General features: G+C 60.0%; 13 protein-coding genes. 12 read left to right on the forward strand and 1 reads right to left on the reverse strand.

All coding sequences use genetic code 11. The annotated features are described in order from the left end of the window. The coding region (locus VN887_00375; GenBank protein ID HXT38453.1) for a transposase at positions 1-1,593 on the reverse strand (1,593 nt) is incomplete at its 3' end. Between the two features lie 492 nt (positions 1,594-2,085). On the opposite strand from VN887_00375, the gene VN887_00380 reads away from it, so the two are divergent. The 12 genes from VN887_00380 to VN887_00435 all read left to right on the forward strand — a co-directional run. Beyond that, positions 2,086-3,612, forward strand: a complete 1,527-nt coding sequence (locus VN887_00380; protein ID HXT38454.1) for a sodium/solute symporter — start codon at positions 2,086-2,088, stop codon at positions 3,610-3,612. A gap of 33 nt (positions 3,613-3,645) precedes the next feature. Further along, complete coding sequence (bamD, locus tag VN887_00385; GenBank protein ID HXT38455.1) at positions 3,646-4,656, forward strand: outer membrane protein assembly factor BamD; 1,011 nt, start codon at positions 3,646-3,648, stop codon at positions 4,654-4,656. Between the two features lie 10 nt (positions 4,657-4,666). Further along, complete coding sequence (locus VN887_00390) at positions 4,667-5,170, forward strand: LptE family protein (GenBank protein HXT38456.1); 504 nt, start codon at positions 4,667-4,669, stop codon at positions 5,168-5,170. A gap of 43 nt (positions 5,171-5,213) precedes the next feature. Then, entirely contained in the window at positions 5,214-6,437 is a 1,224-nt protein-coding gene (locus VN887_00395) for a PQQ-binding-like beta-propeller repeat protein (GenBank protein HXT38457.1), read from the forward strand. A 52-nt stretch (positions 6,438-6,489) separates the two neighbouring features. Next, on the forward strand, positions 6,490-6,714 hold the full coding sequence (locus VN887_00400; GenBank protein HXT38458.1) for a hypothetical protein: 225 nt from the start codon (positions 6,490-6,492) through the stop codon (positions 6,712-6,714). A gap of 78 nt (positions 6,715-6,792) precedes the next feature. Further along, positions 6,793-7,284 (forward strand): GNAT family N-acetyltransferase, encoded by a 492-nt coding sequence (locus VN887_00405; protein ID HXT38459.1) that lies wholly within the window; start codon positions 6,793-6,795, stop codon positions 7,282-7,284. Positions 7,285-7,313: 29 nt separating this feature from the next. Beyond that, positions 7,314-7,718 carry an acyl-CoA thioesterase gene (locus VN887_00410; protein HXT38460.1) on the forward strand — a complete coding sequence of 135 codons (405 nt, stop codon included), beginning with the start codon at positions 7,314-7,316 and terminating at the stop codon, positions 7,716-7,718. A gap of 78 nt (positions 7,719-7,796) precedes the next feature. Next, on the forward strand, positions 7,797-10,109 hold the full coding sequence (locus VN887_00415; protein HXT38461.1) for a DUF6797 domain-containing protein: 2,313 nt from the start codon (positions 7,797-7,799) through the stop codon (positions 10,107-10,109). 148 nt (positions 10,110-10,257) lie between these two features. Further along, positions 10,258-12,282 carry a hypothetical protein gene (locus VN887_00420; protein HXT38462.1) on the forward strand — a complete coding sequence of 675 codons (2,025 nt, stop codon included), beginning with the start codon at positions 10,258-10,260 and terminating at the stop codon, positions 12,280-12,282. Between the two features lie 79 nt (positions 12,283-12,361). After that, positions 12,362-13,081: a DUF1080 domain-containing protein gene (locus tag VN887_00425; protein HXT38463.1), complete on the forward strand. Its 720-nt coding sequence runs from the start codon at positions 12,362-12,364 to the stop codon at positions 13,079-13,081. A gap of 8 nt (positions 13,082-13,089) precedes the next feature. Continuing rightward, positions 13,090-13,257 carry a hypothetical protein gene (locus VN887_00430; GenBank protein ID HXT38464.1) on the forward strand — a complete coding sequence of 56 codons (168 nt, stop codon included), beginning with the start codon at positions 13,090-13,092 and terminating at the stop codon, positions 13,255-13,257. A 26-nt stretch (positions 13,258-13,283) separates the two neighbouring features. Further along, positions 13,284-14,366: hypothetical protein (locus VN887_00435; GenBank protein ID HXT38465.1), on the forward strand; the 1,083-nt coding region annotated here is incomplete at its 3' end.

A 14,366-nucleotide genomic window follows, 5' to 3' on the forward strand; every position in this document is an offset into this window, starting at 1 on the left:
GATCTCCGAAATAGCACGCGACGATTGTTGTGCGTGTTCCTGCGTTTGGGGAGCACACGCGTCTCGCGTGTTCTCCTCGGCGTCGCGCCGAGGAGCGTTTGGCGTCCAAATCCACAGATAATTTTCATCTTGTTTTGCCACTCCCGCATCCCACGGATTTCTGCAAATGTAATGAAATTTTTCTTCCAAATCAGATTCGCCGCGGATCATTCGGTCAAACGATTCTTTTTCCCAAACCAAATTACCTTTTGAATTTTGCACAGCGTTGATTTCGTGTGCAGTAAAAGATTTTATCGAATGAAGAATTTCCGAAAGCGGCCAGAAAATCGGTTTGCCATTTTCGTCCTGTTCTTTGATTTGCGGCTCAAATAACAAGTGAACATGGTCGGGCATCACGCACGCGGCATAAAGCTCGTAACGCCGTTGTTCGTGCATAAACAACAAACTTTTCAAAACAATGTCGCGTGCTTGCGGCGAAAGCGGTTTCCGATCAACGGTGCTGAATGTTACAATGTATTTTGCCCACGGACGTTCAAAGTGCGGCAGATTGCGCTTGGAGTATTTTGTGCCTGTCTCGGGGAACACGCGCGTCTCGCGTGTTGCAGTGGGCGTCGCGCCCGCTGCTTCGGATGACTCACTTGCAGACGAAGATGTTTCCGGCGCGACGCCGGAAACTGCACGCGAGACGCGTGCGCTACCCTTTTCTTCGCGCAATTCCATTGCCGGAAACATTGACTCCGCGTAATACGGCAAATGGCCGCTCGTCAGATACATTTTTTCACGCGCGATGTGCGGCGTTTTCACGCGCACGTAGCCGGCGGCAAATTCAGTTTCTTTCGCCAGCTTTTCCAATTCCTCCACCAACGCAGTGCCTTTCGGCAGCCAGAGCGGCAGGCCCGGCCCGACGTATTCCGTATCGATGGCGAACAGGCCCATCTCAGTGCCGATTTTGCGATGGTCGCGGCGCTTGGCTTCTTCGACCATCTTGAAATATTCCTCCATCGCGGTCTTGTTCTTGAACGCGGTGCCGTAGATGCGCTGGAGCTGCGGATTTTTTTCGTCGCCCTTGTAATATGCGCTCGCCACGGTGGTGAGCTTGAACGCGCCAATATTTCCCGTGCGCATCACGTGCGGCCCGGCACAGAGGTCGATGAAGTCGCCGTTCTTGAAATAGGAGATCGGTTCGTCCCTGGGAATGTTCTGCACAATATCCAGTTTGAACTTGCTCGGATTGGAGCGTTCGCTCAACGCCGCCAGACGGCCTTTCGTTGCGTCCTCCCACGCCTGCTCGCGCGTGACGATTTTCTTCTCAAAGGGATGGTTGGCCTTGATTTCCTTTTTCATCTCCTCCTCGATCTTCGGGAAATCCTCGGGCGAGATGCGATGCGCGAGTTCGACATCGTAGTAAAACCCATTCTCGACCGGTGGCCCCGCGGCGAATTGCGCTTCCGGCCAGAGGCGCAGGATGGCGGTGGCGAGGACGTGTGCGCACGAGTGGCGAATGCGCTCCAGCTCGGTCATCTTCGCTCGCTCGTCGAGAGATTTGCGTTCAGGATTCGGTTGCGACGGTTGCTGTTGATTTTCTTCGGCCATAATTCTGTTTCCCGCGAAGGTGCGAAGAAGACGAAGTAATCCGCTCTCCGCCTTCGCAACCTTCGTTTCTTTGCGGAAGCTATAAACAAAAACGCCCCGACTGTTCAGTTCGAGGCGCTGGCGTTCACGAGGGTTCCGTGAACGCTAGAAAGTCGTTGTTGGATTCGGATTCTTCGACACGGGGGCAGGGTACATGGAGTCCGGCAGGTTTGGCAAACTGAAAGGTGCGCAAGGGCGGCGCGCAAAAGCGGAGCCGGGGGTTCAGGCCGGAATAAACCTTCCCGCCATGCCGGAAGCCTCGCGCCGTTTGACGGCTGCGCGGATAACCACGGAGGACTTTCTCAAGAGAGGGGCATCCTCCACCGCGACGGCTTGAACCGGCAAAGGCCGCCCGCCCGTGGAAACCACTGTTGCCACAATCTGCGTTCGCGAGATTTTTCGCTGGTCTTCATCCCTTCGACTCTCCAGTAATAGAAGACACTTTTGTTCTCCATGACGAATCTCTTTCAGGGCAACTCGTATTTTGAAACGGGCGACTGGCTGGTCATCGCCGGCTATCTCGTGGGAATCATCCTCGTCGGGCTTTGGGTTGGCAGGGGCCAGAAAAACACGCGCGATTATTTTCTCGGCGGCAGAAACATCCCCTGGTGGGGCATCGGCTTCTCCATCGTCGCCGCCGAGACCAGCGCGCTGACCATCATCGGCGTGCCGGGCCAGGCGTACGGCGGCGACCTCGGTTTTATCCAGATCATCATCGGGTACGTCCTCGCGCGCATCGTCCTCGCCGTGGTGATGGTGCCGCATTATTTCCAAGGGGAGATTTATTCGCCGTATCAACTCTTCGCCGACCGGCTCGGCGCTTCGGCGCGGCGGACGGCGGGCGGCATGTTCCTGGTCAGCGAAACGCTGGCCGCCGGCATGCGTGTGTATGTCACGTGCATTCCCATCCAGCTCATGCTCGGCATCCACATTCTCCCGGCGATTGTGTTGTTCGTCGCGCTGTCATTGGTTTACACGTACGTCGGCGGGGTCAAGGCGGTGATCTGGACCGACGCCGTGCAGTTCGGATTGTTCCTGGCGGGTGGGGTATTCACGCTGCTCTACATCCCGCAATTGTTCGATGGCGGCTTCAATGAAGTTTTCACCAAGGCGCATGAAGCCGGAAAACTGGCCTGGTTGAACACGCATTTCTCCCTCGCGGCGCCGTTCAACCTCTGGATGGGAATCATCGGCGCGACGGTGCAGGTGATGTCGTCCCACGGCGCGGAACAGCTCATCGTTCAGCGCGTGCTCGCCTGTAAGACGGTCGCCGACGGCCGCAAGGCGCTCGCCTTGAGCGCGGTGTTGATCCTGCCGCTGTTCCTGATTTTCCTGCTCGTCGGCGCCATGCTGTGGGTCTATTACCGCCAGTTTCCCATTGCCATTCCCATTCCCGAAACGCGCCCCGGCATTCAGGCGAACGATTACATCTATCCGATTTTCATGCTGACGGCGGTGCCGAACATTCTCAAAGGGTTCCTGATTGTGGCGATCCTTTCGGCGGCGATGTCGTCGGTGAGTTCCGCGCTCACGTCGCTGGCGTCGGTGGCGACGATGGACTTTGTAAGGCCGCTGGCGGCGAAACCCCGGACCGAGGAGTTTTATCTGCGCTTCAGCAAGGTCTCGACCGTCGGCTGGGCGGCGCTGCTGATTGTGGTGGCGGCGCTCACACAGCACGTCGAGTCGGTTCTCAACGCGGCGTTCGCGCTCCGCGGATTGACCAGCGGCGCGCTGCTGGGCGGCCTGCTACTGGCGGTGTTCTGGAGGAAGGGCCGCGCCGTGCCCGTCATCGCCGGCATGACAACTTCGCTCGTCGCGATGGTTTTGATCAGCGTGTTCTGGAAAGAGAAGATTTTCTGGCCGTGGTACACGCTTATAGGGACGCTGGTGACGGTGGTGATTGCCTTCGGCGTGTCCGCGCTGACCCCCGGCGCACGCGCAGCGACGACCGGTCCGATAGAGGGCGCCCCGGTCCCTTGACTTGGTTTTGGCCGTTCGTTACGGTCTGCACCGATGAACCGTTGGACTGTTCGCCTGGCGCTGATCGCATTTTGCGTGCTCGCCTTCCCCTTCACGAGTCCGGCGCCGCTGATTTATCGTCCGGGTGAAGGCTGGGTGTACGAAGCGGTCGGTGGCGGCAAATGGGTTCGCACCCGCGCCAAGGACCAACTGGAGGTCGCCCAGACGGCCTTCGACAACAAGGACTACTCCATCGCGTTCAAGGCCGCGCGTCGCACGCAGAAGGTCTGGCCGCAGTCCGATTACGCCCCCCAGGCGCAATATCTTTTGGGCCGCTGCTACGAGGCCAGGCATCAGGATGAGCGGGCTTTCAAGGAGTACCAGAAGCTGCTCGAAAAATACCCGAAGATTGAGAATTATCAGGAGGTGCTGCACCGCGAGTTTGAAATCTCCAACCGTTTTCTGGCCGGCCAATGGTTCAAGCTCTGGGGTTACATCCCTTTTTTTCCTTCGATGGACAAAACGGTCGGCATGTATGAGAAGCTGATCAAGAACGGCCCGTACAGCGAGGTCGCGCCGCAGGCCCAGTTGAACATCGGAGCCGCGCGCGAAAACCAGGTCAGCTTTTTCAACCGCGTGGACCCGTTCCGCGAGGCGGTCAAGGCCTATGAGACGGCGTCCGACCGTTATCGCGAGGACAAGGCCGTCGCCGCCGAGGCGCTCTTCAAGGCCGGCCGCGCCTATTACAAGCAGGCGCGCAAGGCCGAATACGACCAGGGTGTCGCCGGCCAGGCCATTGCCACGTTCAGCGATTTCATCGTGCTCTACCCCGGCGACTCGCGCGCGCCCGACGCGCAACGGATGATCGGCGAACTCAAGACAGAACAGGCGCGCGGCAGCTTCGAGGTCGCCCGGTTCTACGAGAAAAAGGGACGGTGGGACGGCGCGCTGGTTTATTACAATGAAGCCCTGCTCAAGGACCCCAATTCGCAATACGCGGAGGAAGCCAAGCAACGCATCGACGCCATCAAAAAGCGGGCTGAGACCCGCACGGCCCGGAAATAACATGCGTCCGATGGCACTGCTCTGCGTCGCGGGTCTGGCCCTCGGGCTGTGCGGGTGCGCGGGATACCGGCTCGGCCCGACGAACCCGGAATCGACCGGCGGACGGACGATCCAGGTGAATTACTTTGAGAACAAAACGATGGAACCGCGCCTCGCCGACGCGGTCAACCACGCGCTGCGCAAGAGCCTGCAACAGGACGGCTCGTACCGGCTCAACACGGGCGGCGACGCCGACATCATCGTGAACGGCTCCATTTTGAAGTATGAGCGGCAGGGTGTTTCGTTTCTGCCGAACGACGTGATCACGGTGCGCGACTATCAGGTCACGATGACCGTGAGGGTCACCGCCACGGAACGCGTCAGCGGCAAGGTCCTTCTCGACCGCGACGTGACGGGCCGCACCACCGTGCGCGTGGGCTCGGACCTGCCGAGCGTCGAGCGTCAGGCGCTGCCTCTGCTGGCGGACAACCTGGCGAGAAACGCGACGACATTACTGGTGGAAGGAACCTGGTAGCGTGAACCGTTTGCTGTCATCTTGCGTTCCGATTTTGTTTGCCATGCTTGCCGCGACTCGGCTGCTCGCGGGCGACTGGCCGCAATGGCACGGGCCGTCGCGCGATTGCCGGATTCCCGACGGCGAGCCGTTGCCCGCCTCGTTGCCGGGCGATCTGAAGGCCGTCTGGAAAACTCCTGTCGGCAGCGGCTTTTCTTCGCCCGTCGTGGCCGGAGGCAGGCTGGTGTATCTGGACGAAAACGGGAAAGAAGAGGTCGCGCACCTGCTGGATGCGGCGACGGGAAAAGAAATCTGGAAAGTTCCATTTGCCGACCGCTTCGAGGATGAGTGGGGCTCCGGTCCGCGCAGCACTCCGTTCGTGGACGGCGACCGCGTCTATGCCCAATCATGTTCCGGCGAGTTCCGGTGCTTCGCTCTGGCTGATGGAAAAGTGATCTGGGGAACAAGCTTTCAAAAGGATTTCGGCGTCAAATTTCTCGGCTCGAAAGCCAGCTCCGGCACCGCGACGCGCCGCGGGAACAACGGCTCCGGCATCGCGGACGGCGGCGCGGTGATCGTGCCCGTCGGCAGCACCGAAGGCGCGACGCTGGTCGCCTTCGACAAGCTCACGGGCAAGATCCTGTGGAAATCGGGAGACGACGAGGCGGCTTATTCGTCGCCACTGATTGCCACGCTCGCGGGTGTCCGGCAGATCGTTTATCTCTCCGCGGATTCGCTGGCGGGTTACGATCCGAACAATGGCAAAATCCTTTGGCGCGTGCCGTTGAAGACCGGCGCGAAGCGACACGCCTGTTCGCCCGTCATCCTCGGCGACACGGTGACGGTGAACTCATACACACTGGGCACTCTCTGTTTCAGCATTGCGAAGGATGGCGCCGGCCTGAAAGCCGCCCGGGTCTGGGTGAACACGGACCTGAAGACAAATCTCGGCACGGCGGTCCCCTCGGGCGGCTATCTGTTCAACCAGGGCGCGAACCGGGATTACGTCTGCTTTGACGCCGCGACCGGGGAAATCAAGTGGTCGCAGGCCGGATTCGGCCAGGGCAAAAAGGATTATTCCTCCTCCATTGTGGCCGGGAAAAAGCTGCTTGTGTTGAACGAGGAAGGCACCTTGCTGTTGCTGGCGGCGACTCCGACGAAGTACACCGAACTGGGGCGCGCGCAGGTCTGTGGCAACACCTGGAGTTTTCCCGCATACGCCGGTGGCAAATTGTACGTCCGCGACGGACGCCAGCTTGCGTGTTACAATCTGGCAAACGAAAATTGAAGGCTCTGCGGTTGGACTTGTTTGCGCGTATCAGAATTCTATTGTCCCCTCGGTGCGTGAACGCCGCTCAAAACGAAGATTCAAGCGCTCGGGTTTCGCCTGCGGAGCGTTCGCGGGCGTGTTGTTCATCGGGTTCAAGGTGCTCAAGACCCCCGGCTCGATCCCCCGGAGCGACCTGCTGCTCGCTCTCGCGGTGATTCTGCTTTGCGGGACCGTCGGCGGCTTCATCTGTTCGATGCTCGGCGCGGTTTTCGGTTCATCCGATCAGGACGATTGAACTCCAAACTTTGAACCTTGAGTGGCGAGAAGTTTTTTGGCGACAGACATTGCTGTGAATGCTTTTATCTCCCGGCAAATGAAAGTTCGTCCCGCGACGCATGACGATCTGCCCGGCATTCTGGAGATTTACAACGAGGCGGTGCTGAACACCACCGCCACCTACGATTACGAACCCCGCACCCTGGAACACCGCACCGCCTGGTTCGAGGACCACGTGAAGAGCGGTCTTCCCGTGTTTGTCGCACTGGCCGAGGACGGGCGGGTCGTCGGCTGGAGCGCGTTGAATCGTTACCATGATCGCAAAGGTTACCAGTTCACCACGGAAAACTCTGTGTATGTCGCGGCGGGCCATCGTGGCAAAGGCATCGGCCGGTTGCTGATGAAACCGCTCGTCGAAGCGGCCCGGGCGCGCGGCCTGCACGCGATCCTCGCCGGCATTGACGCGGAGAACGAAGCGAGCGTCCGCCTGCACGCGTCGTTCGGTTTCGTGAAGGCCGCGCATTTCACGCAGGTCGGCTTCAAATTCGGCCGCTGGCTCGACGTGGTTTACATGGAACTGCTGCTTTGAGCCGCAGCGGGCCGCGCGTTTCGAACACCATGAACAATCCAACTGCCGTCCGTCATGAAAAGACGCTTCTGATCCGGCCCGAGTTCCTGAATCACGGCGGGACGCTGTTCGGCGGCTACATGATGCAATGGGCCGACGATATGGCGTACAACGCCGCGTCGCTCGCCTTTCCGTCCGCCGGTTTTGTCACCAAACTTTTCGGCCAGTTCGATTTCAAGTCGCCGGTGCGCGGCGGCGACATCATCAAGATTTTCAGCGAGGTCGAAAGCCGCGGCGCGACCTCGTGCAAAATCCTGGTGTGGGCGGTGAACGCCCGGACTGGCATTGAGGTCTTTCGCACATTCGCCGTGATGGTCAATGTGCGCAACGGAAGGAAGGTTTCGCTGGACGAACCGCTCGCGCCCGGGCCGCCGGCAAAAAAGCGGGAAGATTGAATGTCGATCCCGCGCCGCGTGTCCAAACCGCCGATACGTCATCGCCGGTCAGAATCCGAAAACAGACAAATGTGATCCATGTCATCCTTGCCTTCCCGAAATCATTCGCATTGTTTCGACACCGGCCCGGGTGCGTCGGCGAATCATCTCTTCACTTTCGGCCTTGGCTTCCTCCTCGCAGTAGCGGCCGCGCGAGCCGCAAACCGCCCAGGATTGTTGCAGGAGGATTTTCCATTTCAGGGCGCATGCATCAGCGCGAAATTTCCCGGTCACAACGTCGCGATGAAAGGCCTGGCCATTCGCGCGGGCAACGGCGTGAGCATGCTGTTCGACACCGAACTGTTGCGCATGGCGGCGGGTTGGACGGGTGGTTACATCACGACGCGCGGCGTTGCGTTCGACGGCGAGCATGGCGTCCACCCGTCGATCGAGGGCGAACAGAAGTTCGGCGTGGCGCCGGTTCCGGGCTGGGCCGATGCGCGCGGTGAATTTGGCGACCCGCGCTCCGAGCCGTTCGGTCCGCTGCCGGACGATTGGGCGCACTGGGACGGGCTTTACGTGCATGGAACAAACGTCGTTCTCGCCTACACGGTTCACGGCACTAAGATTTACGAGCAGCCTTCGAGTGTTGCCAGCGGGGGACAAATCGGCTTTGTGCGGACGTTTCGAATCGAAAAAACCGGGGACGCCCTTGCGATGGTCGTATGTGAGGTGGGTGGTGCGAGCGGCGAGGCCAAAGGCAATGTCGCGCATCTGACCACCCCGGACGGTGTTGTGACGGCCGTCGGCGCGGTGGATTTGCCCACAGACGCCGGACTCGAGGTTGTCGGCAATCGCGTCGTGTTGCGCCTGCCGAAAGGCGCGCCGGCGGGCACGTTCAAGCTCGTCATCTGGAATGGGAGCGCGGCAGACCTGACGAAATTCGCCGAGCTGATTGCGGGCAAACCTGCGCTGGTTGATTTTGCCAGAGGCGGGCCGGCGCATTGGGAACAGGAGGTCGTGACAAAGGGCGCGCTCGAGACCAGCAAGACGCCCGACGGCGCTTATGTCACGGACAGCCTGACGCCCCCACTGGACAACCCGTGGAAGCGTCGCGTGCGCCTCAGCGGCCTCGATTTTTTCGCCGACGGCAAACGCGCCGCGCTGTGCACGTGGGACGGCGACATCTGGATCGTTTCGGGCATCGATGGGAAACTGGAGAACCTCAGGTGGCGCCGCTTCGCCTCGGGCATGTATGAAACGCTCGGCCTGAAAATCGTGAACGGCGTGATTTACACCTCGGGCCGCGACCAGATCACGCGTTATCGTGATCTGAACAATGACGGCGAGGCCGATTACTACGAGAATTTCTGCAACCTCTACACTTCGACCGAAGGCTTCCACGAGTTTGTGTTTGATTTGCAGACGGACCGGGACGGGAATTTTTATTTTGCAAAAGCGGGTCCGGTGAATCCGGGCGGCCAGGGATTCCAGCGCATCGCCGCGAATGCCGGCACCCTGATGAAGGTTTCGGCGGACGGCAAAAAGCTCGAAGTCATCGCCACCGGTTTCCGCGCACCCAACGGCATCGGTGTCAGTCCAACGGGCCAGCTCACGACCGGCGACAATCAGGGCACCTGGGTCCCGACCGATCCGCTGAACTGGATCAAGTCCGGCGGTTTTTACGGCGTCGAGGACACGTCGCACCGCAATCCCATTCCTGAATTCAAGCAGCCGTTGATGTGGTTTGCCTACCGCGAGTATGACAATTCGACCGGCGGCCAGGCCTGGGTCACCAGCGACAAATGGGGCCCGTTCCAGGGCGAGCTGCTTCACACTTCGTACGGCAAGTGCGCGCTTTACCTCATCGCGAAAGAACAAGTCAGCAACCTGATGCAAGGAGGCGCGGTGAGGTTCCCTCTCAAGTTCGGGTCGTCAGCCATGCGTCCGCGCTTCAATCCGGGCGACGGCCAGCTTTACGTCTGCGGGCTGCAAGGCTGGCAGACCGAGGCGGCGAAACTCAGCGGCTTCGATCGCGTGCGTTACACCGGCAAACCGGTCTATATGGCGCGCGGTTTGAAGGTGGACAAGACCGGTGTCCACATTACCTTCACGCAACCGCTCGACGCGCGGGAGGCGGCCGACCCGCAAAATTACAGCGGCAAACGGTGGAACTACCGCCGGACTTCCAATTACGGCTCGGATGAATACTCGGTGGCCGATCCAAACCGAAAAGGCCGCGACACGCTCAATATCAAGGCGGCGAACCTTTCCAACGACGGCAAAACGGTCACACTGGCGGTGGACGATCTGCGTCCGGCCAACGTCGAAATCATCCGGTTCAACCTCAGGGCCCGGGATGGCACGGCGATGGATTCCGAGATTCAACACACGATCAACGCGATCCCGTGAATGTGGCGCGCCTGCTCGATAATGCCGGCGGTGGTGATGACTGTTGCAGCGTATGCTTGCCCGAAAAAATTGTGGTCAGAAAGACCAATGGTCACCCGTTTTGAATTCCGTGATTGAGTACGGCGCGCCTATGCGCAAAAGGTTTCGCATGTCCCGTTCGTTGATCGCGCCACTGGCGTGTTTCGCCGTCGCATGTTTCGGCGCGACGGGTGCGGTCGCCGCTGACCATCTCGAACCCGGGCTGGCAGTTACATTCACCGCGCTCGATGGCGACAAGGTGAATGCCACCGACACGGCGGTGCTGCCCAACGCCTGGCTTTACGTGCCCGCAGGCAAATCGCCGACACCATTCATCCCGCCCGGAAAATTTTCGGCGGAATGGAACGGGTTCATCGCGTCGGAGATCAGGGACAATTACACGTTCCAGGCCGAACTGAATGGTGCGATGAAACTGGAAATCAACGGCGCCGCTGTTTTGGAGGCAGCCGCGGCGGGAACCAATACTGCCCCGACAAAGCCGGTTCGGCTGAACAAAGGCACGAACACCTTCAAACTTCATTTTACGAGTCCGGCGCAGGGCGACGCGTTCATTCGCCTCACCTGGTCGTCGAAGGAATTCGCGCCGGAACCGGTCGCGTCCGCTGCGTTGACTCACGAGGCCACGGCCGCGTTGCAAAAGGCTGATCAACTGCGCGCGGGGCGTGAATTGTTCATCGAGTTTCGCTGTGCGAAATGCCACAGCCCTCTCCCTGTCTCCCTCTCCCCGTCGTATGGGGAGAAGGACGGGGCGAGGGGCGCGCTTCCCGAACTGGCCATGGATGCGCCTTTGTTCGAGGGCATCGGATCGCGGCGGAATCTCGACTGGCTGGCGCGCTGGATCGCCGACCCGAAATCGCTGCGGCCAACCGCGCACATGCCGAAATTGCTGGGCGGCACAAAAGCAGCGGAAGATGCCGGAGCTGCCGCGGCGTTTCTCGCGTCGTCGAAATCGGGCCCGCCCGTGTCGGAATCGCGGGATGCGAAAACCGAGACAATCGCCGCGGGCAAAAAACTTTTTGACACGCTGCATTGCATTGCCTGTCACAACACGCCTGCCACGACCGAGAATGACGCGCAGAAAATCTCATTCACTCATGTTCGCGAAAAGTTCGCTCCCGGCGCGCTGGTCGCGTTCCTGCAAAAACCGGAGCAACAGTACGCCTGGATTCGGATGCCCAATTTCAAACTGAGCGCCGACGAGGCCACCCAACTGGCCGCCTTCGCCGAATCCGCGGCGGACAGGCCGAAGGAGGTTTCCGCGCCGACGGACTCGGCGATCATCGAACGCGGCAGAAAAATCATTCAAACGAGTGGTTGCCTGAACTGCCACGTGTCGAAAATCGAAAACCAGTTCAAGGCCGAAGCACTCGCCGGGTTGACACAGGAAAAATGGAAGCAGGGTTGCCTTGCCGAAAACACGGGCGACGGGTCAAAGGCGCCGTGGTTTGGTTTTGGCGGAGACGAACGCGCGGCGCTGCGGGCGTTCCTCGCGACCGACCGCGCTTCGCTGGCGCGCCACGTCCCCGCTGAATTCGCCGAACGCCAGACCCGCCGGTTGCGCTGCGCCGAGTGCCACGGAAAATACGAGGGCTTTCCCCCCCTTGAAATACTCGGCGGGAAATTGAAGCCGGAATGGATGCGGGCGTTCATCGGCGCCGCGGTGGATTACAAACCGCGTCCATGGATCGAAGCGCGAATGCCGGCCTTCGCGAATTACGCCGCCGAACTCGCGGCCGGTCTGGCGGAACAGCACGGCCTCCCGCCGCAAACGCCCGTCGAGCCGCCCGTTGACCAGGATGCGGCGAAGATTGGCCGCAAACTGGTGTCGGCCAGCGGCGGTTTTTTCTGCGTCTCCTGCCACGCCGTGGGCAGCGTGGCCGCGCAGCAGGTCTTCGAGAGCAATGGCATCAACCTCGCCCACACCGGCGCACGCCTGCGAAAGGACTATTATCACCGCTGGGTGCGGAGTCCCTTGCGCGTCGAGCCGGCGACCAAGATGCCGGTTTACTTCGACACCGAAGGCCGGAGCCCGCTGACCGACTACTACGACGGCGACGGCGACAAACAAATCGAGGCGATCTGGCAATACATCCGGCTTGGCGACAAAATGCCTTCGCCCGCGGAACCGCAGTGAAGCCGGCGGGACGACCGGCCTGCGAACGAACGCTTGACCGGTTTCCCTTCCGACAACTACAAATCTCCACACACTCGTTATGGCAATCCAAATCAGGCTGATTCTTGTCCTGTTTCTGATATCGCTCGCGTCCGGTTGTGTTTCGCCGGGCGGCAACAGCGGCGCGAAGAACACTTCGGGCGGCTGGAAGCCGCTGTTCGATGGGAAGACGTTTGCGGGGTGGCGCGGTTACCGGATGAAAGCCATGCCGGCGAAGGGCTGGAAGATCGAGGACGGCATTTTGAAAAAGGTCGGCGGCGAACGCGGCGGCGATATTATTACAGAAGAGACCTTCGACAACTTTGAGTTGAGCTGGGAATGGCGCATCAACAAGGGCGGCAACAATGGCATCAAGTACCTCGTCACGGAGGAGCGTCCTTCCGCGCCGGGTCCCGAATATCAGATGATCGATGATGCGGCGAACGAAGACGGGAAACTGGGTCCCAAACATGCCACCGCCTCGTTCTACGACGTTCTGCCGCCGTCCGCCGACGCGCCGCACAAACCGGCCGGTGAATGGAACCAGTCCCGACTATTGATCCAGGGCAACCACGTCGAGCACTGGCTCAACGGGAAGAAGGTGCTCGAATATGAGCTCGGCAGCGACGTGGTGAAGGCCGCGGTCGCGAAGAGCAAATTCAAGAATTCACCGGGCTTCGGTGAGAAGATCAAAGGCCACATCCTGCTGACCGACCATCACGACGAGTGCTGGTTTCGGAACATCAGGATTCGGGAGCTAAGTCACGTGCGAGCCTTTTAAATCGCGCAATGAGCAAGCACGAACAACGGATCGCATTGCTAATGGTTCTTGGGTTGGTTTCCGGAACCTTCTGGTATTTTTCCGGCGAGCTTGGTTTGCCTTGGATTCTGATCACAACTTTGATCTGCGTTCCGATTCTCACGGTTTGGTATTTAAAAGGTCGAAAGGACAAGTGAAAGGAAGCCCGCGAATATAATCCCGAATGAAAGTCTCGTTTCGTTTTGTAGTGGTGTTCTGCTTTTGTCTGATCATTTTTCTGAAACAGTCGGCGCTCTGTGAAACTCAAAGTTTTATCGGCGCATCTGTTCCCTCTCAACCGCCCAAGCCGTCTCCACTCACTCCAGACGAGGAACTCGCGACCTTCAGCGTCCCGCCCGGTTTCAAAGTCGAACTGGTCGCCGCCGAGCCGGACGGCGTCAAGTTCGTCACCGTGGCGTTCGATCACGCGGGCCGCATGTGGACGATGACGGCGCTGGAATATCCGCTCGATGCCAACGAGGCCGGCGCCGAAGCGAAGGCGCTGTTCGCCCGCGGCGGTCGCGATCGGGTGTTGATTTTCGACACGCCCACCGCGGCGGGCCCGCAGAAACCGCGCACGTTCGCCGAAGGGCTGGTGATGCCGCTGGGAATGCTGCCCTACAAGGACGGCGCCTACGTCCAGTACGGCACCGAGATCCGTTTTTATCGCGACACCAATGGAGATGGCAAAGCGGACACATTCGCGCCGGTGCTGACCGGATTTGGCATCGAAGACTCGCATCTCTTCCCGCATCAGTTCACGCGCGCGCCGGGCGGCTGGATTCTCATGGCACAGGGAGCTTTCAATTACTCGAAGGTAAGGACCGAATCGGGCGACGTGACCACGTTCAACAAGACCAAGCTCGCGCGCTTCACTCCAGACGGAAAACGCTTCGAGATCATCGGCTGGGGCCCGTGCAACATCTGGGGTCTGGTCGTTGACCGGCTGGGCGAGGTGTTCATCCAGGAGGCGAACGATCAGGGCTGGCCGATGATGCCGTTTCTTGAAGGCGCGTCGTATCCGCTCTGCGGCGACGATGTGCCGCGGCCCTACGCGCCGCCTTTCCCGAAGACCGGCGAAAAAGAAATGGGCGGCACGGGTCTGAGCGGGCTCGCGTTGAGCGAGGGCGGCGACAGTTTTCCCGGCGCGTATCGAGACGTGTTTTACATCGCCAACCCGATCACAGGAAAAATTCAGGCGATTCGCTGTCATCGAGGCTTGGATCAACTCGAAACTCGAAACTCGAAACTCGAAACTTTCGGAAAC

The organism is Candidatus Angelobacter sp. (assembly GCA_035607015.1).
Classification (GTDB): Bacteria; Verrucomicrobiota; Verrucomicrobiia; order Limisphaerales; family AV2; genus AV2.

Bases quoted from the DNA above. Each gene is read 5' to 3' on its own strand.
- VN887_00380 (HXT38454.1), top strand. From the start codon at position 2,086: ATGACGAATCTCTTTCAGGGCAACTCGTATTTTGAAACGGGCGACTGG.
- bamD (HXT38455.1), top strand. From the start codon at position 3,646: ATGAACCGTTGGACTGTTCGCCTGGCGCTGATCGCATTTTGCGTGCTC.
- VN887_00390 (HXT38456.1), top strand. From the start codon at position 4,667: ATGGCACTGCTCTGCGTCGCGGGTCTGGCCCTCGGGCTGTGCGGGTGC.
- VN887_00395 (HXT38457.1), top strand. From the start codon at position 5,214: ATGCTTGCCGCGACTCGGCTGCTCGCGGGCGACTGGCCGCAATGGCAC.
- VN887_00405 (HXT38459.1), top strand. From the start codon at position 6,793: ATGAAAGTTCGTCCCGCGACGCATGACGATCTGCCCGGCATTCTGGAG.
- VN887_00410 (HXT38460.1), top strand. From the start codon at position 7,314: ATGAACAATCCAACTGCCGTCCGTCATGAAAAGACGCTTCTGATCCGG.
- VN887_00415 (HXT38461.1), top strand. From the start codon at position 7,797: ATGTCATCCTTGCCTTCCCGAAATCATTCGCATTGTTTCGACACCGGC.
- VN887_00420 (HXT38462.1), top strand. From the start codon at position 10,258: ATGTCCCGTTCGTTGATCGCGCCACTGGCGTGTTTCGCCGTCGCATGT.
- VN887_00425 (HXT38463.1), top strand. From the start codon at position 12,362: ATGGCAATCCAAATCAGGCTGATTCTTGTCCTGTTTCTGATATCGCTC.
- VN887_00430 (HXT38464.1), top strand. From the start codon at position 13,090: ATGAGCAAGCACGAACAACGGATCGCATTGCTAATGGTTCTTGGGTTG.